The organism is Longimicrobium sp., assembly GCA_036377595.1.
Taxonomy (GTDB): domain Bacteria; phylum Gemmatimonadota; class Gemmatimonadetes; order Longimicrobiales; family Longimicrobiaceae; genus Longimicrobium.
Window position 1 is genome coordinate 1 of the sequence record DASUYB010000001.1, and the last position, 26,399, is coordinate 26,399.

At 73.7% G+C, this 26,399-nt stretch carries 13 protein-coding genes and 1 tRNA gene; 1 reads left to right on the plus strand and 13 read right to left on the minus strand.

Features of this window, described 5'->3' with window-relative positions; all coding sequences use genetic code 11:
* Nucleotides 1-147: 147 nt before the first annotated feature.
* The 5 genes from VF092_00005 to VF092_00025 all read right to left on the minus strand — a co-directional run bounded on the left by VF092_00005 (nucleotide 148) and on the right by VF092_00025 (nucleotide 3,248).
* Complete coding sequence (locus tag VF092_00005) at nucleotides 148-858, minus strand: response regulator transcription factor (protein HEX6745664.1); 711 nt, start codon at nucleotides 856-858, stop codon at nucleotides 148-150.
* A 387-nt stretch (nucleotides 859-1,245) separates the two neighbouring features.
* Nucleotides 1,246-1,320 (minus strand) — tRNA-Arg (locus VF092_00010).
* 386 nt (nucleotides 1,321-1,706) lie between these two features.
* Complete coding sequence (locus VF092_00015; GenBank protein ID HEX6745665.1) at nucleotides 1,707-2,246, minus strand: hypothetical protein; 540 nt, start codon at nucleotides 2,244-2,246, stop codon at nucleotides 1,707-1,709.
* Between the two features lie 114 nt (nucleotides 2,247-2,360).
* Nucleotides 2,361-2,780, minus strand: coding sequence for a toll/interleukin-1 receptor domain-containing protein (locus VF092_00020; GenBank protein HEX6745666.1), 420 nt, complete (start codon nucleotides 2,778-2,780; stop codon nucleotides 2,361-2,363).
* Nucleotides 2,781-2,831: 51 nt separating this feature from the next.
* Complete coding sequence (locus VF092_00025) at nucleotides 2,832-3,248, minus strand: TIR domain-containing protein (GenBank protein HEX6745667.1); 417 nt, start codon at nucleotides 3,246-3,248, stop codon at nucleotides 2,832-2,834.
* Nucleotides 3,249-3,387: 139 nt separating this feature from the next.
* On the opposite strand from VF092_00025, the gene VF092_00030 reads away from it, so the two are divergent.
* Nucleotides 3,388-4,788: a tetratricopeptide repeat-containing protein gene (locus VF092_00030; protein HEX6745668.1), complete on the plus strand. Its 1,401-nt coding sequence runs from the start codon at nucleotides 3,388-3,390 to the stop codon at nucleotides 4,786-4,788.
* Nucleotides 4,789-5,104: 316 nt separating this feature from the next.
* On the opposite strand, the gene VF092_00035 is transcribed toward VF092_00030, so the two are convergent.
* The 8 genes from VF092_00035 to VF092_00070 form a co-directional block, all read right to left on the minus strand.
* Complete coding sequence (locus VF092_00035) at nucleotides 5,105-5,860, minus strand: ABC transporter ATP-binding protein (protein HEX6745669.1); 756 nt, start codon at nucleotides 5,858-5,860, stop codon at nucleotides 5,105-5,107.
* Nucleotides 5,861-6,022: 162 nt separating this feature from the next.
* Complete coding sequence (locus VF092_00040) at nucleotides 6,023-8,755, minus strand: ABC transporter permease (GenBank protein HEX6745670.1); 2,733 nt, start codon at nucleotides 8,753-8,755, stop codon at nucleotides 6,023-6,025.
* Between the two features lie 231 nt (nucleotides 8,756-8,986).
* A complete protein-coding gene (locus tag VF092_00045; GenBank protein HEX6745671.1) occupies nucleotides 8,987-11,368 on the minus strand; it encodes a M20/M25/M40 family metallo-hydrolase in 2,382 nt (793 codons plus the stop codon).
* Nucleotides 11,365-12,504 (minus strand): 2,3-diaminopropionate biosynthesis protein SbnA, encoded by a 1,140-nt coding sequence (sbnA, locus tag VF092_00050; protein ID HEX6745672.1) that lies wholly within the window; start codon nucleotides 12,502-12,504, stop codon nucleotides 11,365-11,367. Before sbnA ends, VF092_00045 begins: the two co-directional genes overlap by 4 nt.
* Before the next feature lie 138 nt (nucleotides 12,505-12,642).
* Nucleotides 12,643-15,270, minus strand: coding sequence for a lantibiotic dehydratase (locus tag VF092_00055; GenBank protein ID HEX6745673.1), 2,628 nt, complete (start codon nucleotides 15,268-15,270; stop codon nucleotides 12,643-12,645).
* Between the two features lie 26 nt (nucleotides 15,271-15,296).
* Nucleotides 15,297-16,985 (minus strand): cyclic peptide export ABC transporter, encoded by a 1,689-nt coding sequence (locus VF092_00060; GenBank protein HEX6745674.1) that lies wholly within the window; start codon nucleotides 16,983-16,985, stop codon nucleotides 15,297-15,299.
* Between the two features lie 40 nt (nucleotides 16,986-17,025).
* The gene (locus tag VF092_00065) at nucleotides 17,026-25,371 is read right to left on the minus strand and encodes an amino acid adenylation domain-containing protein (GenBank protein ID HEX6745675.1); all 8,346 of its coding nucleotides are present in this window, start codon (nucleotides 25,369-25,371) and stop codon (nucleotides 17,026-17,028) included.
* Complete coding sequence (locus VF092_00070) at nucleotides 25,368-26,396, minus strand: TauD/TfdA family dioxygenase (protein ID HEX6745676.1); 1,029 nt, start codon at nucleotides 26,394-26,396, stop codon at nucleotides 25,368-25,370. The genes VF092_00065 and VF092_00070 overlap by 4 nt, the downstream gene beginning before the upstream one ends.
* Between the last annotated feature and the right edge of the window lie 3 nt (nucleotides 26,397-26,399).

Consider the following 26,399-nt stretch of genomic DNA (forward strand, 5'->3'; position numbering starts at 1 on the left):
GCATCCCTGCGCCTGCTGCTTGTCGAGGTGCCCGCGAAAAGCCACCATCGCGGCCAGCGCGGCCAGCGCGGCCAGCGCGGCCAGCGCGGCGGCCCACGTGGCCCACTCCACGGCGCCGCGCCCGCCGCCGTCGGCCCCGGCCATGGCTCAGTCCAGCGCGCGGAACCGGTAGCCGAGCCCCGGCTCGGTGACGATCAGCGCCGGCCGCACGGAGTCGCGCTCGACCTTGCGGCGCAGGTTGGCCACGTGCACGCGCAGGTACGCCTGCGGGTCGCCGCCGCCGGCGCGGCCCCACACCGCGCGGAAGATCTGGTCGTGCGTGAGGGTGCGGCCGGCGTTCGACACGAAGGCGCGGAGCAGGTCCCACTCGGTCGGGGTCAGGTGGATCTCTTCACCGCCGCGCGACAGGATGCGCCGCGCGAGGTCGATGCGGAGCCCCTCGACCTCGACCGGGCCGGCGTCGCCCGCGCGCGGGCCGGTGCGAGCGCGGCGCAGCTGGGCGCGCACGCGGGCCTGCAGCTCGGCCGTGCTGAAGGGCTTGGTCACGTAGTCGTCCGCGCCCGCGTCGAGCAGCGCCACCTTCTCGTGCTCGGAGTGTCGGGCCGACAGCACCACGATGGGCGCCGTGGACCACCGGCGCACCTCGGTGCAGACGCTGGCCCCGGCCAGGTCGGGGAGGCCCAGGTCCAGCACGATGAGGTCCGGCCGCTCCGCCGCCGCGCGGTCGATCCCGTCGCGCCCCGTGGCCGCCTCGAGCACGCGCACGGCGTCGCCCTCCAGCGCGTTGCGCACCACGCGCCGGATCTGCGGCTCGTCGTCGATCACCAGGATGGTGGCCTCGTGCATGGGCACGATCATACGCACCGCTGCGAGCATGCACCAGCGAAACGGCGAGGGTGGCTTCCGCCGCGATCCACGCCACCCCTGATGAGAACGCGCCTCCAGGAATCGCTGCGGACCATCCTTGCCGGCGCGCTGGAGATGGCGAGCCTCGGTTGGTGTGAGCTGCCCCGATCGGGGGCCGTTGAGAGATCCGCTTCCCGGCACACGATCACGCAAGAACGCGGACCGAGGAAAATGCGATCCATCCGGCGTGCGTCGTGAAGTACATCGGAGAGAACGCTGGTGCGGCTAGTCCACCGCAGGTCAGCCGCTTGCTCTTCGCGTATTAACTAGCGCTCAACGTGAGCTAAAACAAAAACCCGCAGACGGCTTGAGTTGCCGCCCTACGGGTCATTGTGTCTATGCCCCCGACAGGACTTGAACCTGTGACCTTCGGTTTAGGAAACCGCTGCTCTATCCTGGCTGAGCTACGGGGGCGATCGTCGCGGGAACGCGTGCGATGAGTGTTGAAATTTAACCGAAAGGACGAGGCGCGGTCAACCTGACCCGCGCCCCTTCCAGCTCGCCAGGCGTCGACGCGGGGCGGCGGAGGTGCTGCCTCCTCCGCCCCGCGCCGCCCGTGGGATCGGTGCCGCATGGCCGTTCTGGATAGGCCCGGCCGGACTCGAACCAGCGGCCTCCTGCTGAGGAGGCAGTCGCTTCAGCGTGTGTGCCGAGCCGACCGGGATGCCACAGGTGAGGTATGCGTTACCCGCTGCTTCGTAGCGCCCGGCGCGAAATGTGGGTCGTCCGCCATGCCCCGCCGGCTGTGGGTGCGGGCCGGACGGTCTCTGGTCGCGCCGTGAACCCACAAACCTACCGCATCAGACCGTACGCACGACTGTCAGCGTGAACCCACCCGCTTCGGCGCGCCGGCGGAAGTCCTCGGTCGCGTCGTTGTCGCCTCGCGGCGCTCCCTCCCACACCACGACCGCCGCACGCGGCCGCCGCGCGCCGTCCTCACCCGCCAGCTCCACCGCCAGTTGCACGATGCGCTCGTTGGCGCGGAGGTAGACCTCCGGGTCACCCGGATCGCCCGTGCCGACCTCCAGCCGGCCGGAGCGCCCGGCCTCGGCGATCAGCCGGTCGTACAGCGGCCCCCAATCGCCCGGCCGGTCCACCACCGAGGTAGCACGGAACGTCCGCGCGTCGAAGGGGAGCACCACGTGACCTTCGATCCCTGCCGCGCCCGCCGCCTCCAGTGCGAGCAGGTCGGCGCCGCACGCGGCCGAGCAGACCAGCGCCTGCACACCCGGCTGGAGCAGCGCCGCGAGCTCGCGGCGGACACGGGGGAACTCGCTCGCCGGGAAGCGGGGCCGCTCGGCATCGGGCGCATCCGGGCGGCGGCCTGCCAGCGCGACCACGGAGCCTGCCGGGAGCGTTGAAAGCAGAGGAGACACGGCGGCTCCCGCGTGGTGGAAAGCGAAGCGCGCCGCGCGACGGAGATCTGGTGACCGCCGCCGGCCGCGTCGGGATTGTCAGCCAGTCCGTGCGGCGACGGCCTGCGCGATGACGCGGTTCAGCGCGGCGCAGAAGGCATCCGAGTCCCACGGAACCAGCGGTGGGTTCACGGCCTCCAGTTCGGCCGGGATGCCGCCCAGGGCGCCCGGCGCCCGGAGAGCCACGATCCCCAGGCCGAGGCTGATCGCCAGCTGTGCCTCGCGGTTGATCCAGGGACTGTTGTGGGAGTTTTGCCCGCAGACGAACACGGCGGCGACGCAGCCGTCCATCGCCCGGCGGATCTCATCGTCGATCGCGCGGTCGCCGCCGGCGGACACATCTTTTACGAAGCGCGGCGTGCCCTGGCATGGACCACGCGGCTGGAAGAACACACCGATGTTGTGGGCGTATTCCCGATCACTCACGAAGTTGTAGGAGATGAAGACCGGCGTGCTCATCGGTTCTATTCAGCGGCGGGTTGTGCGGGCCTGGAAGGTGCCGGGCGTCGCTCAGTAGTTGTTCGATGCAATCCTCAGCGCGTCCACGAGGCGGTCGCGCTCGAAGCTCGTGGCCCAGGCGGTGCCCGTTCCGAGGAGGCCGGGCGGAGTCGCGTTCGCCTTCGCGAGCTTCACCGCCGCGAGCTTCAGCTTCACATCCGGCTGCTTCGCGCGCTCGATCTCCCACGTCACCCACTTGCTGCAAGCAGTCTTCTCGCCGACGAGCACCAGGAGGTGAGTGGCGTCCTTCATCATGCGCGTCAGCACCTGCTTTACGGTCGCCGCGCGGACGCTGTCGATCGGGACGTCCGGCCCGCGGCTGTCGAACTCGAAGGCGAACTCCGGGTTCGCGTCCCATGCCTGGAGGAGCCGCTTGTACCGGGCATCCTCGCTGTGATCGTAGCTCACGAAGACTTTTTTCTTCGGCATGATTCCCGGGTGCGACAGGGAAACGCTTGCTTGCGCTCGGACGCATAGATATGCGATTCTTGATCCTGGGGCAATATTGACGCAAGCAGCGCGCTCCAACACCCGCTTTCAGTCTACCGCCAGACCCGGAGACGTCCGCATGCCAGCTGACAGCGCGCACGCTGAGACGGGCGGAACCTGCTTCGTCATCATGGGCTTCGGCAAGAAGACCGACTTCGAGACGGGGCGCACCCTGGACCTGGACAAGTCTTACCGGAACATCATCAAGCCGGCCGCCGAGGCGGCCGGGCTGACCTGCATCCGCGCCGACGAGATCGTGCACTCGGGTGTAATCGACGTTCCCATGTACGAGCAACTGCTCAACGCCGACGTGGTCGTGGCGGACCTGTCGACCTCGAACCGGAACGCGCTGTACGAGCTGGGGATCCGCCACGCGCTGCGGCCGTACACCACCGTCGTGGTGGCCGAGGACGGAAACAAGACCTTTCCCTTCGACCTCAGCCACCTCGTGTTCCGCCAGTACCGGCACCTGGGCGAGGACATCGGCTACGAGGAGGTGATGCGCTTCCGCGAGGAACTGACGATCGCGATCCGGAAGATCATGGCGGAGAACCCGCGCGCCCCGGACAGCCCGGTGTACACCTTCCTGCGGGGGCTGCAGCCTCCGGCGGTCGCCACGGCCGGGGGTGTCGCACCCGAGACCGACGTCCGGGCCGATGCGACGCATAGCAGCCTGATGCAGCAGGTGGACGAAGCCCAGGCACAGGGAGACTTCGAGACGGCGAAGACCCTGCTATCCACCGTCAGGCGGATGCGCCGCGAGGCTCTGCGGGCCGCGCTCGCGCCCGAAGGCGCGGCGGTTGCCGGGGCCGAGCCGCCCGAAGATGCCTATATCCTCCAACGTCTGGCGCTCGTCACCTACAAGAGCAAGAGCAAGAAGCCGGACGAAAAGACGGCGCTCCTCGAAGCGCAGGGCCTGCTGAGGCTGCTGGACCCGGAGACGTCGAACGACCCGGAGACGCTGGGGCTGTGGCAGGCGGTGCATAAGCGCCTGTGGACGCTCACCGGCGAGCGCCGGCACCTCGATGAGGCGATCCGAGCGGTAGAGCGCGGGTTCTACCTGCGCAACGACTACTACAACGGCATCAACCTGGCCTTCCTGCTGAACCAGCGCGCCGTCGCGCAACCGGACCCGGCGGAGGCGATCGCCGACTTCGTGCAGGCGCGAAGGGTCCGCCGCGAGGTGCTCGCGATCTGCGACAGGTGGATCGAGACGAACCCGGGACCGACAGGGAAGGACGCAACGCCCAAGGCGGTGAAGCAATACGAGGCGGGCCGGTACTGGGTCCTCGCGACGCGCGCGGAGGCAGTCCTCGGCCTGGACGGCGAGGAACAGGCGCAGCCGTTGCTGGAGGAGGCCTTCGCGAGGGCGCCCGAAGACTGGATGCGGAAGTCGACGGAGGAACAGGTCGGTGCGCTCCGGAAGGTGCTCGCCGACTCGCCGCTACGCTACTTGCGCTCCGGGCCGGCAGGGACCTGACCGGCCCACGCCCCGCAGACCGGTGCGCGCGAGATCACCGACTCCACCCGTCATCCGGCCGGGCGCCCTGCCCACGCGTTTACGGCCCTCCTGACGAAAGTTCAGGAAATTGGGCCCAGCATGCTCAAGGGAACCGCTGCTCTATCCTGGCTGAGCTACGGGGGCGATCGTCGCGGAACGCGTGCGACAGGCCCTAAAATTCAACCAAAAACCCGAGGCGCGGTCTACCTGACCGCGCCCTTCCAGCTCGCCAGGCGCCGGCGCGGGCGGCGGAGGCAGTGCCTCCCCCGCGCCCCGCCGGCCCGCCGGACCATGCCTACGCGTGGACCTCGAAGCCGTGGCGCTCCAGCTCGGCGGCCACGCCGCTGCTCTCGTCGGCCACCACCTGGCCGTCGAAGAGGTGCACGCTGCGCCGGGCGTGCTCGGCGTAGCGCGGATCGTGGGTGACCATGCAGATGGGGGCGCCCTCGGCGTGCAGCTCGCGCAGCAGCGCCATCACCTGCTCACTGTTGGCCGAGTCCAGGTTCCCCGTGGGCTCGTCGGCCAGCAGCACCGAGGGCGAGCCAGCGATGGCGCGGGCCACCGCAACGCGCTGCTGCTGCCCGCCGGAGAGCTGGCTGGGATAGTGCCCCATGCGGTGGCTCATCCCCACCTTCTCCAGCGCCTCCTTCACCCGCTTCGTCCGCTCGGCCGCCGACATGCCACGGTAGGTCAGCGGCAGCTCCACGTTCTCCTTCACGGTCAGGTCGCCGATCAGGTTGAACGCCTGGAAGACGAAGCCGATCTCGCGGTTGCGGATGAGCGCGCGCTCGGCCGCGCTCAGTCCCGAAACCGGCTGGCCGTTCAGCAGGTAGGTGCCGCCGCTGGGCGAGTCCAGCAGCCCCAGGATGGACAGCAGCGTGGTCTTGCCGCAGCCCGACGGGCCCGCGATGGCCACGTAGTCGCCCTTCGCGATCTCCAGGTGCACGCCCGACAGCGCGTGCGTCTCCACGTCTTCGGTGAGGAACACCTTGCTGACGCCCTCGAGCCGGATGAGCGCGTCGCCTTTACCGTTTCCGTTGCCGTTGCTCATGAGAAAAACACAGGGTTCAGGGGGATCGGGGTCCGGTTCCCGGCCAGCTTCAGCCGCGCCCGGTCCGCGCGTCGTACTGCGACGTATTCGCCGAGATGATCACGTCGCCCATTGCGGGAGGGGGCGCGGCGGCGCGGACGCGCGCCGCCGCGCCGGCCACCCCTATTCCATCCGCAGCACCTGGTTCGGCTCGATCGACGTCGCCCGGCGGGCGGGGAGCCAGCTGGCCACCGCCGCCGCCCCCAGCGCGCCGAGCGCCACGGCCACGTAGGTGAGCGCGTCCGTCCCCGAGACCCCGTAGAGGAGGCTCGACAGCAGGCGCGAGCCGAACAGCGCCGCCGCCGCTCCGATCGCCACGCCCAGCGCGGCCAGGCGGACCCCCTCTCCCACCACCATCCGCAGCACGTCGCCGCTGGTGGCGCCCAGCGCCATGCGGATCCCCAGCTCGGGCGCGCGCTGGACCACGGCGTACCCCAGCACCCCGTTGAGCCCCACCAGCGCCAGCAGGATCGCCAGCCCGCCGAACACCATCAGCAGCACGGTGACGAAGCGGGACTGCGCGGTCTTCCGCAGCAGCGTCTCGTGCAGCGGCTCCACGCCGTACAGCGCGATCTGCGGGTCGAGCGCGCGCAGCACGCCGCGGACCGCCGGCACGACGGACTCGGGCTCGCCGCGGGTGCGCACCAGGAGGGTGGCGTGCGCCATCGGGGCCTGCGCCAGCGGCACGTACACGGCGGGCTCACTCTCGCGGTCGAGGCCGCGGAAGCGCTCGTCGCCCATCACCCCCACGATCTGCCAGCTGACCCGCCAGAAGCTGATCTGCTGCCCGATCGGGTCCGCTCCCTTGAAGTAGCGCTCGGCCGCCGCGCGGTTGATGACGGCCACGCGGGCCGACTTCACGTCGTCGCCGTCGCGGAAGGCGCGGCCGGAGATGATCGGCACCCCCAGCGTCCGCTGGTAGGTGGGGGTGATGAAGCGGGTACGGATCTCGGGGTGCGCGCCCGACTCCTCGGCACGCCCCTCGATCGCGAAGGAGTTGGTGATCCCCGCGTCGAGCGGATCGACGCCCGCCAGCGCGGCCGACTCGACGCCGGGGATGGCCGCCACCTGCCGCAGCAGCTCCGCGTGGAAGTTGTTGATCTTGGGGAGGTCGGGCCACGTGGAGAAGTCGACCGGGTAGCGCGTCTCCGGCAGCTGGTACTCGGCCTTCAGCACGCCGGTGGTGCGGAACCCCGGATCGACCCGCCGCAGCTCGCGGAAGCTGCGCAGGAGCAGCCCCGCGCCGATCACCAGCGCCACCGCCAGCGCCACCTCGGAGACCACCAGCCCCGCCCGGAAGCGCCGCGCGCCGCGCCCTTCCGAGGTGCGCGTGCCGCCGTCCTGGAGCATGGTGCGAATGTCGGCACGGCGGGCGTGGATCACGGGCACCATCCCGAACGCGATTGCCGCCACGGCGGCGATGGCCGCGGTGAACGCGAGCACCGTCCCGTTGATGGACACCGACTGGAGACGCGGGATCGAGGCGGGCGCCATCGCCACCAGCACCTTGAGCGCCGCCAGCGCCAGCAGCACGCCCGCGACCGCGCCGAAGAAGGTGACCACCAGGCTCTCGGTGAGCAGCTGCAGGGAGATGCGCGCGCCCTGGGCGCCGAGCGCGGTGCGCACCGCCAGCTCGCGGCGGCGCGCGGTCATGCGCGCCAGCAGGAGATTGGCCACGTTGGCGCACACCACCAGCAGGACCAGCGCGGCCGCGCCGAGCAGGATCATCAGCGGCGTGCGGCTGTCGCCGAACACCACGTCGGTGTACGAGGCCACGTTCACGCCGCGCGCCTTGTTCTCCGGATAGCTCTTCTCGAGATCCGCCGAGATCCCCGCGAGCTCGCGCTGCGCGGCGGCGGCGGTGGTTCCCGGCGCGAGGCGGCCGACGGTGAGGAAGGGATGCGTCTCGCGGGGGAAGGCGTCGGCCGAGGGCTCGAGCGCCAGCCACACCTGCACCTCGCCCCCCGCGTAGGTGGCGGAGTAGTCGGCCTTGGCGTGGATCTGCTCGACCCCCAGGCTGGCTTCCGCCGGGAGCACGCCCACGACGGTGGTGGGTTTCTCGTTGAGCACCACCGTGCGGCCGACGATCCCCCGGTCGCCGTTGAAGCGGCTGCGCCAGAACCGCTCGCTGAGGATGGCCACCGGCGCGCCGCCGGCCGCCCCCTCGCCCGCGTTGAAGAGTCGACCCGCGATGGGCTGCACGCCCAGCACCGAAGGGAGGTTGGGCGTCACGCCCACCGCCGACAGGCGCTCGGGATCGCGTCCGGGCGTGGCCAGCGTCGCCTCCATCCCCGTGAGCGCGCCGATCGCCGTCACCGTGCGGCTCCGCTGGCGGAAGTCCTGGATGTCGGGCCAGGAGGCGGGCTCGTGCCGGGTGTCGCTGTTCCGGTCCGTCTCCCAGATCATCACCAGGCCATCCGGGTCCTTGAACGGCGGCGGCTGCAGCAGCACCGCGTCGACCACGCTGAACACCGCCGTGTTGGCGCCGATCCCCAGCGCGAGCGAGAGGACGATCACCGCCGTGTAGAGCGGGTTGCGGCGCAGCAGCCGCAGCGCGTAGCGGATGTCGCTCCACCGCGACTCCAGGAACCCGCCGCCGCGCGCCCTGCCCGGCGCGGCCGGCTCCGGCGCGGAGGTGCGGGCGGCGCCGCCCATCACCCGCCCCAGCATCTCCTCCCTTTCCAGCCCGGCGATCGTGTCGCGGACCGCCTGCTCCTCGGGGACGCCGCGGGCGAGCAGCTCCTGGTACCGGCCTTCCGCCCGCCGCGCCAGCTCCTCGCCGATCCGCGCCTCTTCGGCGGGATCGAGGCGCAACCCGGCAAGGCGCTTGCGAACCTCGTTGCTCCAGTCGTTCATCGTTGATCCCTCGTGATGTGGCCCGACGGCGGGCGCGGTCTGCGCCTCGCGTGTCTACCTGCGTCCCGCCCTCGTGGGTGACCTCATGCAACCCGCGCCGCCGCCGGCCGGAGTGCTCCCTCGCGCGATCCGGCGGTCGCGGCGATCCTGATCATAAGTTTCTCCCCGAACGTCCGAAAACGCGAGGCCCCGGGTCCGCCCGCGCGGCCGACCCGGGCTCGTCCGCGTCCCTCAGGCGGCGGGGACCACCAGCGTCGCCGCCATGAAGGTGGCGTCCTGCAGGGTGTTGAGGATCGGCGTCGACATGGTCTCGGCCGGGCGCGGGTTCCGCGCGACCTCCGGGAGCGCCGGGAGGCCGCTGGTGCGGTCGATCGCCTGGATGCTCACCGCGCCCGTCCCCTTCACCCGCAGCGTCAGCTCGATCCCTTCCGCGGGAAGGCCCACGTAGCGCAGGCTCCACGGCTCGCCGCCACGGTCGCCGCCGCCCAGCGCGCGGCCGTTCACCGAGGCCGCGATCTCCGTCCCCGGCGCCACGTTCACCCACACCTGCTCGGCGCCGCGCTGCGACGTCACGCGGACGCGCAGGACCCGTCCGTCCGCCCGCCGCTCGTCGGAGAGCAGCTGCAGCCGCGGCGGCAGCGGCGAGGCCACGGCGGGGGCGGCGTTCCGCAGGAAGCGGTAGTCCACGGCCGGGAAGTAGTCGGAGAGCGGCCCGGGCCGGGGATTGGCCCCCAGGAAGCGCGACGTCCACGCGTCCGGAACCGCGTCGCTGCTCGCCCACGCCGCCTGGTTGCGCGCCGCGTCCATCACGTAGAAGAGGCTGTTCGGCCGGGGATGCCGGGCGTCGAACGACGACCGCGTCTCCGCCACGCCCAGCAGGACCACGGCGGCCAGCGCGGGCGCGAGGAGCCAGGCCCGTCCGCCCGCGCGCTGCGCCAGCTCCAGGTGCGGGAGCATCAGGCCCAGCACCAGCGCCACCAGCACCATCAGCAGCCCCACGGCCTGCACCGTCATCCCCAGGTACAGCAGCCAGACGACGGGTCCCATCAGCAGCAGCGCGGGAAGGGCGCCCAGCCCCGCCGCCAGCAGCCGCCGCTCGTCGGGCTCGGCGCCGCCGCGGAGCAGCGCCCACAGCCCGGCCGCGCCGGAGAGGGTGGGCCAGAGCCAGAGATAGCCGCCGCCGGGGAAGACGAGGCCGAACGCCAGCGCCATCACCCCCCACGCGAGAAGGGCCGAGGCCAGCAGCTCGGCGGCGGTGAGTCGCTTGCGGGCCCAGCGGTGCGCCGCGCCGGTGAAGGCGACGGCGAGGAGGACGAACGCGGCGAAGTAGAGCGCGCCGTTGTACGTCTCGCCCATCGGCATCCAGGCGTACGCGGCGTGGGTGGCGCGGACCAGCTGCCACACGCCGGTGAGCACCACGCCGAGCAGGACCAGCATCCCCAGGAACCCGAAGAAGCCGAGCACGGTGCGCCCCGGCCGCAGCGCGCGGGCGCGCACCCCCCGGCCGATCACCACCAGGAGGAGCAGGAACGCGGCGGCGGCGAGAGGCACGGCCCACCCCACGCCGTAGGTGACCAGGCCGAGCAGGGGAACGTTGAAGAAGACGGCGTCGCCCCCCGCCCGCGCGGGGAGGTCGGCGGCGCCGAAGCGGCGCGCGAGCCCCAGCGCGTACGCGCCCTGGTGCTGCACGTTGCGCGCGTCCACCGAGGCCAGGTCGTCGAGCCGGGTGTGGTACCCGGTGAGCCCGCCGACGTAGGCGAAGTTCATCCCCGCCACGCCGCCGCGCCTGAACACGCTGAAGTCGGTGTCGTTGGGAAGGAGCCGGTAGATCTCGTAGAAGAGCGAGCTCCCCACCGGCGCGTCGGCGCCCCGGGCGAACCCGCGCGCCAGCCAGCCGTTGCCGCGGCTCGTCTCGAACATCATGGCCGGGCCGCGGGTGCCGCGCGCGTCGAAGTTCAGCACCAGCCGCACGTCCTTCGCCCAGGGGTGCGCCTCGCTGAACGCGCGCGCCCCCAGCAGGCCGGACTCCTCGCCGTCGGTGAAGAGCACGATGACGTCGTCGCGCAGCGGCGGTCCGGCGCGGAGCGCGCGCAGCGTCTCGAGGAGCGCGGCCACGGGGACGCCCGCGTCGTTGGCGCCGGGGCCGCCCACCACGCCGTCGTAGTGGGTGACGAGGAGGATCGCCTGGTGGCTGCCGCCGCGCCCGGGGAGCCGGGCCGCGATGTTGGTGACGGTGGCGGCCACGTTCTGCCGGCCGCGCGCCTCGCCGGCCACCGTCGTGGTCTGCACCGACGGCTCCAGGCCGAGCGCGCGCAGCTGCGCCTGGAGATAGAGCTGCACGTCGCGGTGCGCGGCGGTGCCGGGCGGGCGCGGCCGCTGCGCGATGCGCTGCAGGTGCGGGAGCGCGCGCGCCGCCGAGAACTCGCCCGCCGGCGCCGTCGCGGGCCTGGCCGCGGGGGGAACGTAGGGGAGCCAGCCCAGCCCCAGCGCCGCCACGGTGGCGGCGAGCGCGGCCAGCGCCAGCCCGCGCGCGCCCACGGCGCGCGGCGCGCCGCTCCGTGCCTCCGCCCGCGCGGGACGGACCGCCGGGGGGGTGTCTGCCAGTTTCGTCATCGTGTCGGCCGTGTCGGCTGGGGGGAGAGGAAGGGCGCGAGCTGCGCCGCACCGAAGTGCTCGCGCACCCAGGCGTCGGAGAAGATGGTGTCGAGGTAGCGCTCGCCGCGGTCGGGGAAGACCAGCACGCAGGTGGCGTGGGGCTCGATCTCGTCGCGCAGCGCGTGCAGCGCCATCAGGATCCCCCCCGACGAGCCGCCTGCCAGGATCGCCTCCTCGCGCAGCAGGCGGCGGCACCCGACCACGCAGTCGAGGTCGGTCACCTGGACGAACTGGTCGCCGAGCGAGGGATCGTGCAGCTCGGGCATGCGCGCGGTGCCGTGGCCGGGGATCAGGCGCTTGCACGAGCGGCCGCCGAAGATCACGCTCCCCACCGCGTCGACCGCCACGATGCGGGTGCGGAGCCCCGTCTGCCGCACGTATTCCGCGCACCCGCGCAGCGTGCCGCAGGTGGCGGTGGCGCAGAAGAGGTAGTCCACGTGCCCGCCGGCCTGGTGGACGATCTCGGCCATCGTCCGGTGGTGCGAGCGCGAGTTGTTGTGGTTGGCGTACTGGTTGGGCCAGAAGCAGTTCGGCTCCGTCTCCAGCCACTGGCGCACCCGGTCGAGCTTGGCCTGGAGGAGGTCGCCCGTCACGGGATGCGGCTCGGTGACGACGTCGACAATCGCGCCGTAGGCCCGCAGGATGTCGATGTTCTGCGTGGTCGTCCGTGCGTCCACCACGCAGACGAAGCGCAGCCCCTGGTAGGCGCACACCTGCGCCAGCCCGATCCCCATGTTCCCCGAGCTGGCTTCCACGACGGTGGTGCCGGCGTCGATCTCGCCCCGGGCCAGCGCGTCGGAGATGATGCGGAGCGCGGGGCGGTCCTTGATGCTCCCGCCGGGGTTGAAGGCCTCGAGCTTGGCGAACAGGCGGAAGGGGACCCCGCCCAGCGCCCGGCGGAGGCGGACCAGCGGCGTGTTGCCGATGGTGGCCAGGATCCCGTCGCGCGCCGGGCCCGACTCGGGGAGGACCACGCCCGACACGCTGAAGCCGGCCGGCAGGCCGTCGCCGTTCGTCGCGTGGACGCCGGGCTCCAGCGCCCACGCGGACCGCGCGGGGGGATCGAGCACGCTTTCGTGACTATCGGTTTTCATCCCCCGCTCCAGCGAATGGGTGGCCGGCGCGGCGCGCCCCGCCTGGTGATCGGTTCACGGTTCCGGGTGTGTGCGGGTTCGGGAGGCAGGGATCCGGTCGTCGGAGAAGACGGACCCCGCGGGGCGTGTGGGAAGAGGTCATGCGGCGGCCTCGCCCGTCGAGGTGCCGCCGTGGTCGACGACGACGATGCGCAGCTCGCTGACGTGGGGGCGTCCCTCGGCATCCTGCAGCCAGAGGTCGCCGGGAGCGGGGAGCATCTCGGTGACGCCCACCAGGTCGTCCGGCGCCCCCTGCTCGGCCTGGCGGCGCACCAGGCGGGCGAACTGCTCGGCGTAGACCGCGCTGTCGAGGTCCACGAAGCAGGGCTTGCGCTCCACGGGGACCTTGGTGAAGACGAAGCGGGGGAGCCCCTGCGCGCGCGCCCACCGCCGCACCCCCAGGAAGCGGCCGGCCTCCGTCTTCTCGAAGGCGAAGCCCAGCTCGGCGGGGGCAAAGCGCCAGGTCTCGCGCGAGATCACCAGGCGGTCGATGGTGCGCCGCGGCACATACCGCCCCTCGGTCAGCACGCCGAAGGAGTGGGTGACGATCCCCCCCAGCGGCTCGCCCACCAGGTCGAGGATCCCGAAGCGGTGCGCGCCGTCGCGCGAGCGCACGCGCAGCTCGCCGCCGACGTCCTCCACCACCAGCGCGGAGAGGGGAAGGCGGGGCGAGCCGCGGGGCGCCAGCGAATCGCGGCTCCACTCCAGCCGGAACGCCTCGGGCGCCAGCAGCGCGCGCACCGTGCGCGCGGAGAAGTCGCCGAACTCGCGGGGCTCCACGGGCACCACGTGCGCGCCGCCCAGGTCCACCCCGATGGCCGCCGCCAGCGTGTCGGGCGCGGGGTGCTGGTGGGCGAAGAGCGAGGCGGCCAGCGTGTTGGCGGCCAGGTGGCACTCGCCCATCACCAGGTGGAAGTCGCCGCGGGCGATGGCCTCCGGGCCGGCGGCCGCGATCATCAGGTCGGGCGAGTGGTAGCGGGCCATGCGCCACCCCGGCGCCGCCGCGGGGAACGCCGCCTCCACTCGCGGCCGCAGCTCGGCCGCGCGGGCATGGACGCGGCGCGCCGATGGCTCGGCGGCCAGCAGCCCGTCCCAGCGCCGCTTCAGCTCGTCGAAGGCGGGGTGGAAGAGAGCCTCCCGCCGGGTGGTGAAGGTGCCGGTGAGGCGCAGCCAGAGGCGGGTGGCGTCGACCACGGGCGAGCCGTCGCTCCGCGCCAGGTCGTCGTAGATCTCCCGCGCCACGCGCGTGCAGATCTCCGCGCACTCCACCGTCACCCAGCGCGCGCTCTGCAGCAGCAGCGACAGCGGCTCGTCCAGCGCGCGCAGCAGCTCCGGCCCCAGCCGCACCTGGGCGTCGCGGCGGCAGTCCTCGTAGACCAGCGTGCGCGCGGCGTACATCGCCCCCGCCGAGCGCGTGGGCGCAACGCCCGTCATCTCCGTGAAGGTCTCGTCCAGCCGGCCCAGCGCCGGGCCCAGCGCGCGCCAGTCGCCCGCCGCGGCGCTCACCTCGCCGCGCGCCGACTCCAGCGCGTCGAGCTTCTCCATCGCCTCGCGCCGCAGCGCCTCGTCGCCCACGCCCTCGATCCAGCGCCGCAGCACCCGCTCGGGGTGCACGTCCCAGGGGATGTAGAGGCCGAACCAGATCAGGCCGCGGCTCTCCATCTCCCGCAGGTGCCGGAAGACGTCGGCCTCGCCGCGCAGGGGGCTGCCGGGGAGGCGCACCAGCACCCGGGCGATGTCGCGCGCCGCGCGGGTGCCGTCGCACATCGACAGCGCGGCGGCGTCGGCCAGCGGGAGGGAGACGGCGCCGTAGACGGGGTGGTGGAGGACCGTGCCGTCCACGCGGATCGTGGGGATGCGGACCGGCCGGAGCCAGGGGTGATAGTCCTCCCGCGCGGAGAGCGACGCCGCCAGCGCCTCGATCCCCCACATCTCGAAGTAGGTCCGGCGGGCGGCCACCAGCCCGGGCCCCGGGCGCGACACGATCGGCGCGCCCTCGTCCACCAGCTCGGCCCAGCCGACGGGGCCGAAGAAGCCGATGGTGTCGTTCTTCACGCAGTAGCGCTGCACGTAGCTGGCGAGCAGGCTCTCGTGCTGCCGCTGCTTCGAGGCGCGCGGCCCGTCCTCGTGCGCGGCCAGGAGCGGGTCGAGCGCGGTGAGCAGCGCCTGGCGGTTCTGCCAGGTCACGGCCTCGCGCAGGCGGTCGGAGGCGGCGAGCTCGCGCAGCACCTTCGACGTCTGGCGCAGCCCGGCGGCGTGGCCGCGCTCGAACGCCGCGGCCGCGGGGGCCAGCGCCTCGCGGGCCTGTCGAGCCTCCTCCACCCGCTCCGCTATCGCCGGGGGGAGATCGCCCGCCGGCAGCTTCCCGGCCTTCACCCGCGAGCGCGCGTCGAGGAGCGGGTGGCGCGCCGCGGCATCGTCCCAGCGCCCCTCCGCGCGCAGCGTATCCAGCGCGGCGTTGATGCTCTCCAGCAGCGCCCGCTCCGCCTCCCCCGCGCGGCGCTCCGCCTCGAGCAGGGCGTCCGCCGCGTGAGCGGCCTCGGGCGCGGCCAGCCGCAGCGCGTCGGCGACGGGGAAGCCGGCGCCGCGCAGCCCGGCGCAGCGCCAGAACGCCAGCCCGCCGGGACGGACGCGGACCAGGTGGCCGGGGAGGGGCGGCGGGGTCTCCTCCGCGGCGCGGTCGGCGAGCGCGAGCCCGGCCGCCTCCGCGTATTGCAGGTCACTCATCGGTGCTCCAGTCGGGGGCGCGCACGTCAGGCGGGCGCGAGCTGCGCGGCGGCGAGCGGAAGCTCCTCCACGCCGCCGTCGTACACGATCTTCCCGTAGTCCAGCCGCACGATCCGGTCGGCCACGCCGTAGTAGCGGTCGTCGTGGGTGATCACCACCACCGCCTTGCCGCGCGCCTTCAGCCCGGGAAGGATCTGCGCGTAGAACACCTCCTTGAACAGCGGGTCCTGGTCGGCCGCCCACTCGTCGAACAGGTAGATGGGGCGGTCTTCCAGGTAGGCCGTGAGCAGGGCCAGCCGCTTGCGCTGCCCCTGCGACAGCTCGGTGGTCGAGAGCGCGCCCTCCTCCACGCGGACCTTGCGGTCCAGGTGCAGGCGCGCCAGGTAGGCGCGCGCGTCTTCGTCGAGCCGCTCGCCCTCCAGGCCGAGGAGCACGTCGAAAAGGAAGAAGTCGGAGAAGACGGCGGAGAAGAGCTGCCGGTACGCGTCGGCATCCGCCGGGCCCACGCGCCGGCCGTCCAGGCGGATCTCGCCGCTCTCGGGGGCGTAGAGCGCGGTCAGCAGCTTGGCGAAGGTGGTCTTGCCGCTGCCGTTGCCGCCCACCACGAAGAGGAGCTCGCCCGGCCGCAACGCCAGGTCGATGGGGCCCAGGGTGAAGACCTCGTCCTCGTTCTCGCGGTGGAAGCGGTGGGTCACGCCCACCATCTCCAGCGAGCGGAACGACGGCGCCGCAGCCGGCGCGGCATCTCCCTCGCGCCCGTCCTCGCCCAGCGACAGCCCCAGCTCTTCCACCGCCCGCACGGCGATGGCCCCGCGGCCCAGCGAGGCCAACTGGTTCATCAGCACGTCGAGCGGGGTGAGCATGTAGAGGATGGCCAGGGTGTAGCCGGTGAGCACCGGCTGCGGCACCCCGCCCATCCGCGGCGCCAGGAAGAGGACGGCGCCGATCAGCACGAAGAACAGCACCTGCCCCCAGCAGTTGGCCAGCGCGTAGATCGTCCCGCCGGCCACGTTGTGGTCGCGCAGCTTCGCCACCGTGGGGCCCAGCTGCCGGGCGACGAAGGCCTGGCGGCGGGGATGGTGCAGCTTCAGCTCCTTGGTGCCGTCGACCAGTCCGCGGAAGTGCCCGAACAGCGCGTCCCAGGTCTGCCGGCTCTGGCGGAAGTGGCGCAGCGCCCACACCAGCGGGAGCTGGTAGGAGACGATCCCCACCACCACCGCGGCCAGCACCAGCCCGAACACCCGCAGCGACAGCCAGGCCATGTACGCCAGGCAGCTGACCACCACCGTGCCGTGAAGGAAGACCATCGGCACGTTGGTGAGCGCCAGCGTGAGCGTCTGCACGTCCTCGGTGAGCGACGCCAGCATGCGCGGCGCGCCCAGCGTCTCGAGCCGGCGCAGCGGCGCGGAGATGATCTTCCGCGTCAGCCGCAGGCGCAGCTCCGACGCCGTGGCCTGGGTGAGCCGGATGAGCAGCACCTGCGACACGAAGCGCGACACCGGCAGCAGCACGCACAGCGCGCCGAACGCCGCCCACGCCCGGGCGTCGTTGCGGGCCGGGTGGGCCAGCATGTTGTTGATCAGCGTGAGCAGCACCGTGCTGGCCGCGCCGCCCACCACGCCCAGCGCGACCACGGCCGCCAGCCGTCGCGCCGCGCGCCCGGGATGGTCGGACTGGCGGAGAAGGAACGACAGCAGCGTTACGAAGTGGGGCACGTAGACACCTCGGGGACGGGTGGGCGCGCGCGGCGCGGGCTCAGACGCATGCGGCCTCGCCGAGCGCCGGCGCGGGCTGCTGCGCGCCGTCCAGGCTGGCGCGCAGCAGCCCCGCCAGCACCTGCACGTGCGGCCGCTGCAGGATCAGGTCGTGGTTCCCGGGCACGTCGACGATCTCCAGTCCCCCCTCCGCCAGCGGCCCCCAGCCGAGCGTGGGGTCCGCGTCGCCGTCGCCGTGGCCGTCGAGCGAGCGGAAGAGGGTGATGGGGCCCGGGTACGGCCGCAGCTCGTAGCGCTGCTTGGCCTCGCTGTGGCGGATCCCCGCGCGCAGGTAGCGCAGCGCCACGTCCGCGGTGACGCCGGGGGGGAAGACACCGTGATCGACGGCGTAGGCCACCTGCGCCTCCACCCCGCCGGCGCGCCGCAGCTCGTCGGCGGTCACGGGGCAGCCGGGGCGCGCGAAGCGCAGGATCACCTCGGCCCAGTCGGCCGCGGTGGACCGCGCGTTCAGGCTGGTGTCGAGGATCGCCAGCAGGGCGACGGACTCGCCCGCGGCGGCGAGCTGCTGCGCCATCTCCAGCGCCACGAAGCCGCCGAACGAGTACCCGGCCAGGTGGTACGGCCCCTCGGGCTGCACCTCGCGGACGGCGGCCAGGTAGCTCGCCGCGATCTCCTCCAGGGAGAGCTCCGCGTCGTCGCCGCCCTGCCAGGGGAGCGACTGCAGCCCGTAGAACGGCTGGTCGGCGCCCAGGCACTGGGCCAGCTCCACGTAGCCTAGCACCTCGCCGCCCATCCCGTGGACGCAGAAGAGCGGCGGCCGCGAGCCGCTGGCGCGGATGGGGACGAGGGGTGACGAGGACGCCGGCGCGGACCGGTCGCGGAGGACGGCGGCGAGCCGCTGGATGGTGCCCGCGCCCAGCAGCACGGCGAGCGGAAGCTGGCAGCCGAACTCGCGCTCCACGGCCGCCAGCATCCGCACCGCGGCCGTCGAGTGGCCGCCCAGGTCGAAGAAGTTCTCCGTCACGCCGATGGGGCTGACGCCGAAGAGCTCCTCCCAGATCCGCCGCAGCCGCAGCTCCCACCCGTCGCACGGCGTCTCGTACGGCGTCTCCAGGGCGTTCCCCGCCTCGTCGGGCGCGGGGAGGGTGCCGGCAGGGATCGCCGGCAGCCGCACGAAGTACCGCGGCGCCAGGTGCCGCGGCACCCCGGCCCGCAGGAAGGCGCGCACCTCCTCGACGGCCAGGTCCGTCCCGGGCGCCGCGGCGAAGCAGGCCACCAGGTGGGCATCGCCCGCGGGATCGGTCCACGCGCGCACCCGGGCGTCGGCGACGGCGGGGTGCGCCAGCAACCGCGCCCACACCGCCGGCGCCGCGTACGCCTCCTCGTCGCCCGTGCCGCGGAACTCCAGTCCCCCGCCCTCCCGCCGGCGGCCCAGGTCGCCGGTGCGGTACAGCCACGCGCCGGGACGCGCTGCGAAGGGGTTGGGGATGAACCGATCCGATTCGCTCTCCGGCCACGGCTCGACGGCGCTCTCGACGCACACCTCTCCATCCACGCCCACCGGCGCGAGATCCATCTCGGCCGAGACGACGTGGAGCGCCCATCCCCCGACCGCCGAGCCGACGTCCAGCGGCGACGCGGCGGCGGAATCGGCCCCGTCCACCACCGACGCGGCGGCCCACGAGGGGATCCCGCCCGGCTCGTAGACCTTGAGCACGCGCGCGCTCCGGCGGGCCAGCTGGCCCGCCAGGTACGCGCCCAGGGCGGGGCCCATGCTGATCGCCTTGAACTCACCGCCTCCGGACCAGCCGGCCTGCAGCAGCTCCAGCCACGCGGCCGGCTCCGCCTCGAGCACGGTCGCGTCCGACGCGTCCAGCGCCTGCAGCACCGCGGAGGCGTCCACAGCCGCTTCGGCCAGCGCGACGCTGCTCCCGGCCGCGAGCGCGGCCAGCGCCCGCAGCGCGGCGCGCACGTCGAGCGGTCCCGCGACCAGCACGCGGTCGCGCCGGCCGACGCCGAGGTGCCCTGACAGCGCGGCGACGCGCCCCAGCACGGGCTGCTCCGAGAGGCCGACGTGGAACCCGACCGCCGTTTCGACCCGGCAGAGCACGCCGCCGGGAGCCCCCGCGACGCCGTTCGGCCGCGGCACGGCCACGCATCCCGACGGGCTCAGCAACAGGTCGGCGCCATCTCCCGTCTTCCCTTCCCCGGCGACGGTGAAGGCGGCGCCGCACCTGCGCGCGCCCAGCATGGCCGCGATCGCTTCGGCGGCGCGGGGGAACGAGAGCGCCACCAGCGTCCCCGGGCCGGCGCCGTGCTCGCGCAGCCGCGCCGCCACCTCCGACGCGCGCCGGTCGAGATCGGCCCAGGTGAGCCCGCCGTGCGCGTCCGTCACTGCGGGCTCGGCGGCGCGGCGGGCGGCCCACCACCCGATCAGCCCGTGCACGCTCTCCCCGGCGGGGCGAACGGGGGCCGGGCCGAGCAGGCGGCCGCGCTCGGCCTCGCTCAGCACCGGCACCTCACCCACGCTCCGCGCCGTCCCCCGCGCGAAGGCGCGCAGCACCGCGCCGATGCTGTCGGCGACGCGGGCCATCGCCCCCTCGTCGAAGCGCCGGGCGTCGTAGACCAGGCGGACGAGGAGCGGGTTGAGCGGCCCGGCGACCACCGTCACCGGATAGGCCGTCTCCAGCCGGCTGCGCACGCCCACCACGTCGAACGGCGTCGCGGCGCCCGCTGCCTCGTCCGGAGACGGGCCGCCGGGCGTGTTCTGGAAGACGAGGAGGCTCTCGAAGAGCTGCTCGTGCGCGGGGCGTCCGGCCCACTGCGCCACGCTGGCCGGCGCGACCCACTCGTACTCGCGCACGCCCACCAGCGCCTGCTGCAGCTCGCCCAGCCACTGCGCCAGCGGCGTCTCCGGCCGCACCTGCGTGCGCACGGGGAGGTTGTTGATGAACATCCCCACCATCGTCCCCGAGCCCGGCAGGTCGGCGGGGCGCCCCGAGACGGTGGTGCCGAAGACGACGTCGCCGGTGCGGGCGTAGCGCGCCAGGACCAGGGCCCACGCGCCGGAGACCAGCGTCCCCAGCGTCAGCCGGTGGCGGCGGGCGAAAGCCTGCAGCGCCTCGCTTTCCGCGGCGGAGAGCTGCAGCGAAGCCTCCGCCACCCGCGCGCCCCCCGCGGGGCGCGCCGGCGCGTCGCCGAACAGGCGCGTGGGCTCGCGGAAGCCGGCGAGCGTGCGGCGCCACCAGGCCTCGGCGGCCGCGCGGTCCTGCCCCGCGAGCCAGTCGAGATAGTTGCGAAAAGGGTCCGCGGCGGTGGACCGGGGGGCGCGGCCGTGCGCGAGCGCCTCATACGCCTCCAGCACCTCGCCCAGCACCAGGTCGCGGCACCACGCGTCGAGGACCAGGTGGTGATAGCTCCAGACCACCTCGGTCTCGTCGTCGCGCACGCGGATCACGGCCAGGCGCATGAGCGGCGCGCGCGCCGGATCGAAGCCGCGCTCGCGGTCGGCCCGCAGGAACGCGTCGAGCCGCGCCCGGAGCGAATCGTCATCCCCCGCGCCGCGCCAGTCGTGATGGTCGATGGGGATTTGGACGTGGCGGAGGACCACCTGCCTGCGGTGGCTGCCGGAGGAGACGAACGCCGTGCGCAGCGCGGTGTGGCGGTCGATCACCTGCTGCCACGCGCGCTCGAACGCGGCCGGATCGGGCGCGCCGCGCATGGTGATGCTCTTCTGCTCGAAGCCCACGGTGCTTCCCGGGGCCAGGGCGTAGAAGAGCAGCCCTTCCTGCAGCGGTGTGAGGGGATACACGTCTTCCACCTCCGCCGCGCCATTCGACGCCGCGGCCTCGCCCAGGATGGCGTCGAGCTGCGGCCCGTCCAGCCCGGCGAGCGCGAAGTCCGTCCCCGGTCCCGCGGGCGCCTCGCCGCGCGCGGACGGCGGCGGGTCGGCCGCGCCGCCGCCCGGGGGCGGCGGCGCGAGGAGGGCGCGCAGCTCGTGCAGCACCGCCGACGCCAGCGCGGCGATGGTGGACGCACGGTGGATGTTCTCGCTGTACGCCCAGTGGAAGTGGAGCTGGCCGCCGACCACGCTGGCGTTGAGGTCGAGCAGGTAGCGGCGGTGTCCGCGCGGGCTGCGGTCGGCGCCCGGCGGCTCGCTGGCGATGGTGAGCGGACCGGAGGCCATCCCGCCCTCACCCAGCCGGCTCAGGTAGTTGAACTTGATCTCGGGCGACGGATCGCCCTGCAGCGCCGCCGCCGTGTCGGCGTTCAGGTAGCGCAGCAGCCCGTACCCGATCCCCCGGCCTGGAATCGCCCGCAGCGCGTCCTTCGCCGCCGCGATCGAATCACCCGGCGCGGCTTCGCCGGAGGTGCGCACGTGCACGGGGTAGTGCGTGGTGAACCAGCCCACGGTGCGCAGGAGGTCCACGTCGTCGAAGAGCCCCTCGCGTCCGTGCCCCTCCATCTCCACCCGCACCCCGGCGCCGCCCGACCACGAGGTGACGGCCCGCGCCAGGGCGGCCAGGATCAGCTCGTGCGGCTGCGCGCCGTGCTCCGCCGCGCCCTGCAGCAGCGCCTCGGTGGCCTCCGCCTCCAGCGAGGCGAGCAGCGTCCGCGACGAGGCCACCGTGTTCTCCCCCTCCGCATGGTCGCGGGGGAGGCCGGACGCCGCACCCTCTCCGGCACCCTGCCAGAAGGGGAGCTGCGCCACGATCTCGGGGGATTGCGCCGCCTCGGCCAGCCGGGTGGCCCAGCGCGCCACGGAGGTGGTGCGGGGCGGCAGCGCCACCGCCTCGCCGGCCGAAAGTTGACGGATCGCGGCCGCCAGGTCCTCAAGCAGGATGCGCCACGACACCGCGTCCACCACCAGGTGGTGGACGGCCGCCAGCAGCTTCCGCGGCGCGCCGGCGCCGAGCTCGAAGAGGGTGAAGCGCGCGACGGGCCCGTTCGCCAGGTCCAGGCTCGCCTGGCGCTCGTCGACGGCCGCCGCCAGCGCGGCGGCGCGCGCGAACGCCGTAGTCGCGGAAAGCTCGACGCGCTCGAAGGAGCCGGCCGCCTCCGCCGCGTCGGCGACGTGCTGGCGCCAGCCGTCCGCCGTCTTCTCGAACCGCGCGCGCAGGGCGTCGTGGTGGGTGACGACGGCGCGCACCGCGGCCTCCAGCGTCTCCGCCGTCACGTCGGCGGCGACGTCGAGGAGCAGGCTCTGGTTCCAGTGATGCGGGTCCTCGAACTCCTCCTCGAAGAACCAGCGCTGGATGGGCGTGAGCGGCACCTCGCCCACGACCGGCCCTTCCTCTTCGCCCTCCGCGACCGGATCGGCGATCGCGGCCAGCTCGGCGATGGTGTGGTGATCGAAGATGCGGTTCGGGTTCAGGCGGAGCCCCGCCGCGTTCGCGCGCGCGGCGACCTGGATGGCCAGGATCGAGTCGCCGCCCCGGTCGAAGAAGTCGTCGTGGATGCCGACCTCGTCGACCTGGAGGACCTCGGCCCAGATCGCCGCCAGCGTACGCTCGGCGTGCGTGCGCGGCGCCGCGAAGGCGCCGGCCGCCGCGGCCTCGGGCGCGGGGAGCGCGGCGCGGTCGACCTTGCCGTTGGGGGTGAGCGGAAGCGCGTCCAGCGCCACCACGTGGGTGGGCACCATGTAGTCCGGAAGGCGCGCGGCGAGGAAGCGCCGGAGCTCCTCCGGCGCCCCCTCGCCCTGCCCCGGCACCACGTACGCGGCCAGGCGCGGCTCCTCGCCGGCAAGCGTGACCACCGCCGCCTGCACCGCGGGGTGCGACAGCAGCGCCGCCTCGATCTCGCCCGGCTCCACGCGGAAGCCGCGGACCTTCACCTGCCGGTCGGCGCGGCCCAGGAACTCGAGCGCGCCGTCGGCCAGCTGGCGGACCCGGTCGCCCGTGCGGTACATGCGCCCGCCCGCCGCGGCGAACGGGTTCGGCGCGAAGCGCTCGGCGGTGAGGCCGGGCCGCGCCAGGTAGCCGCGAGCGACGCCCGCGCCGCCCACCCAGAGCTCGCCGGCCACGCCGGGAAGCACCGGGTGCAGCGCCGCGTCCAGCACGTACAGCTGGCAGTTCGGCAGCGGCCGGCCGATCGGCACCGTCGCCGCGGGAGATTCCTCCCGGCGGCCCACGGGCAGCGTCGACACGCCGACCGTCGTCTCCGTGGGCCCGTAGTGGTTGACCACCCGGCAGTGCGGCGCGAGGTCGGCCACGCGCTCGACCAGCGGCCACGGCGCCGCCTCGCCGCCCAGCACCAGCAGGCGCCGGGGGATGAGGCGCTCGGGGCGGGCGCCCTGCAGCAGCGCGCCCAGGTGCGACGGCACGATCTTCAGGCAGTCGATCCGGTGCCGCTGCAGGTAGTCGCCCAGCGCCTCCGCGTCCGACGCCGTCTCCGATGCGATGACGTGCAGCGTGCCGCCGCCGCAGAGCGCGCCGAAGACCATGGTGTTGCCCAGGTCGGCGGCGAAGGTGGAGACGGTGGCGAACGACGCGCCCGCCTCGATCCCCAGCCGCTCGCGGGCGGCGGCCACGTAGTGGGCGATCTGCCGGTGCTCCACCGCCACGCCCTTGGGCTTCCCGGTGGAGCCGGAGGTGAAGAGCACGTACGCCAGCTGCTCCGGGTCGACCTCCGCGTCCGCCGGAGCGTCCGCGGAGAGATCGGCCACCGCGGCGGCCACCAGCAGCGCCTCGCATCCACCGGGAACGGCCTCGAGCAGCGACGCCTGGGTGAGGACGATGCGCGCGCCGGCCTCGGCCAGCAGCCCGGCGATCCGCTCGCGCGGGAGGGAGGGCTCCAGCGGCATGTACGCGCCGCCCGCCTTCAGCACCCCGACCAGGGCGACCAGGACGTCGGGCGAGCGGTCGAGCAGCAGCGCCACCCGCTCCTCCGGCGCCAGCCCGCGGCTCCGCAGCGTCCGCGCGACGGCGTTCGCCCGCCGGTCCAATTCGCCGTACGACAGCGTCGTGCCCTCGTGCACGACCGCCGGCGCGTCCGGGGCGCGCCGCGCGTGTGCCTCGATCTGCCGGTGAAGCGGCTCGATCGCGAAGTCCATCCGCGTGTCGTTGAACTCCACGACCGCGCGGTGCCGCTCGGCGGCGCCCAGGTACGCGAGCCCGCCGGCCGCCGCGTCCGGCTTGGCCAGGGCGTTCGCCAGCAGCGTCCGCCACCGCTCCGCCAGGCGAACGATCTCCAGCGCGCCGGGTCCCCCCGCCGCGCTACGCACGGCGCCGTGCAGCGCGCCGCCGTCCCGCACCAGCTGGAGCTGGAGCGGGAACGGCTCGGCGGCCGCGTCCAGCGCCAGCAGGCGGACCCCGGCCCCATCGATCGGCGGAGACGGCGGCCACGCGCAGTGCTCGAACCCCAGCGCCAGCCCGCGGTCGTCGGCGAGGGCCGGATGGTCCTGCCAGCGCGCGGCCTCGCCCCGGACGGCGGCCACGTTGCGCGCGAGCTCCGCGAACGGCCGGCCGTGCGCCACGTCCACCCGCAGCGGGAGGATGCGGGCGTACGGGCCCAGCGCGTCCTGCAGCGCGGGGTCGTCGCGGTACTCCACGACCTCGCCCAGGGCGAGCGCCTCGCGCCCCTCCGGCCGCGCGGCGAGGAGCGCCCACGAGGCCGCCAGCAGCGCGTCGGACGAGATCCCCAGCGCACCCGCCGCCGCATCCAACCGCTCGACGAGGGACGCATCGAGCGTGAACGCATGCAGCGCGTCGGCATCGATGCCGTCCGCGGAGATGGACGCGGCTCCCTGCGCCCTATCCACCTCCAGCGCGCGCGACCAGAAGGCGCGGGCCTCGTCGCCCTCCGCCTCCACCTCCGCCTGGCGCTCGTCCTGCCAGGCGGAGAACTCGGCGTACGCCAGCCGCTCGTCGTCGCCCGCGACCGGGGCGTACGCGCGGGCCACCTCCGCGGCCAGGTTCCCCAGCGTGCGCGCGTCGCCCCAGAGCGCGGGGACGGCGATCACCACCACGTGGCGCGCCTCCGACCGCCGCAGCAGCGTGACGCGGAGAAGGGGCCCGTTCTCCAGGTCCGGCGCCTCGCACCGCGCGCGGCGGAGGAAGGCGCGGACCTCGCGGAGCTCCGCGTCCGCCTCCCACCCGCTGGCGTCGGCTTCCTCGAACGCCGGCTCCAGCTCGTCGAGCAGCGCCTGGAAGGGAACCTTCAGGCCGCGCCGCGCACGGAAGACGGTGCGCAGCATCTCGTCGGCCGCCGCGACCCGGCGCACGGACTCCTCGAGCCGCTGCGGGTCGACGGGGCCCTCGACGAGGAGCGCGCACTGCAGCCAGCGCTGCGCGCCGCCCCGCAGCCAGGCGCGCCGCTGCTGGGCCGACAGCGGGAACATCTCGACCACGCGTCCCACGCCCGCCCGTTCGGAGGCAAGCACGCTCACAGGTCCGCCATGGTGCGCATGTCACCCATCGCCACCACGATCTTGCGCTTCCCCTTGAAGGGGTTGCGCGCGTGGGCCACGATCAGGTTGTCGACCATCAGGATGTCGCCCGCCTGCCACGTGTACGCCACCGACTCGCGCCAGTAGGTGTCGGTGATCTCGTCGACCACCTCGTCGGGGATGGGCGTGCCGTCGCCGTAGTAGACGTTGCGCGGCATGTCGTCGGGGCTGAACAGCGACGACAGCGCCTCGCGCACCTCGGGGTCCAGGCGCGACACGTGGTGCAGCTGGATCTGGTTGAAGAACACCTTCTCGCCGGTGGCGGGATAGGTGATCACCGCCGGCCGCACCTGCGAGGTGCGCAGCCCGTTCTCGGTCCACTGGAAGTCGGTCTCGGTCAGCCGGCAGTACTTCTCCACATCCTCGCGGCTGTCGGTGCGGAAGAACTCCCGCCAGCTCACGTCGAGGCCGTCGGTGAAGTTGCGCACGTACATCAGCCCCTTCTCCTCCATCGGCTCCACGATCTCGCGCGGCAGCACGTTGTAGATGTGCCGGCAGTCGGCGATCGGCGTCTCGCCGCCCTCCTCCGAGGGGATCACGCAGTGGAAGAACTGCCGGGCCGGGAACTTGGGCAGGTGCGAGCTCTCGTTGTGGAAGAGGATCGCCTTGTCGGCCGGATAGGGCGTGGAGTGGTAGACCTTGGTGCCGGTGGCCTCGGGCGGCAGGTCGCCGTAGTCGCCGAACAGCTCGGGGACCACCGCCTGCGCCACGCGCTCGAACGACGCGGTGGAGGGCACGCTGAAGCCGCGGAAGAGGATGGCGCCGTGCTTCGCGAACAGCGCGTCCACCTCGTCGCGGTGGTCGGCCACCCAGTCGGCCAGCTCGATGTCGCGCACCAGCGGCTGCACGATCAGCGGCATCGCGCGCCCCTCGATCATCGGCTCCTTCGACACCAGCTCGAGGTCGGCCAGGTCCACCGCAACGCGCTGGCGGCCGCTCTTCAGCTTGGAGAATCCGGTGCTCATGTG

Coding starts and splice junctions, on each gene's coding strand:
- VF092_00005 (HEX6745664.1), bottom strand. CDS start 858: ATGATCGTGCCCATGCACGAGGCCACCATCCTGGTGATCGACGACGAG.
- VF092_00020 (HEX6745666.1), bottom strand. CDS start 2,780: ATGAGCACGCCGGTCTTCATCTCCTACAACTTCGTGAGTGATCGGGAA.
- VF092_00025 (HEX6745667.1), bottom strand. CDS start 3,248: ATGCCGAAGAAAAAAGTCTTCGTGAGCTACGATCACAGCGAGGATGCC.
- VF092_00030 (HEX6745668.1), top strand. CDS start 3,388: ATGCCAGCTGACAGCGCGCACGCTGAGACGGGCGGAACCTGCTTCGTC.
- VF092_00035 (HEX6745669.1), bottom strand. CDS start 5,860: ATGAGCAACGGCAACGGAAACGGTAAAGGCGACGCGCTCATCCGGCTC.
- VF092_00040 (HEX6745670.1), bottom strand. CDS start 8,755: ATGAACGACTGGAGCAACGAGGTTCGCAAGCGCCTTGCCGGGTTGCGC.
- VF092_00045 (HEX6745671.1), bottom strand. CDS start 11,368: ATGACGAAACTGGCAGACACCCCCCCGGCGGTCCGTCCCGCGCGGGCG.
- sbnA (HEX6745672.1), bottom strand. CDS start 12,504: ATGAAAACCGATAGTCACGAAAGCGTGCTCGATCCCCCCGCGCGGTCC.
- VF092_00055 (HEX6745673.1), bottom strand. CDS start 15,270: ATGAGTGACCTGCAATACGCGGAGGCGGCCGGGCTCGCGCTCGCCGAC.
- VF092_00070 (HEX6745676.1), bottom strand. CDS start 26,396: ATGAGCACCGGATTCTCCAAGCTGAAGAGCGGCCGCCAGCGCGTTGCG.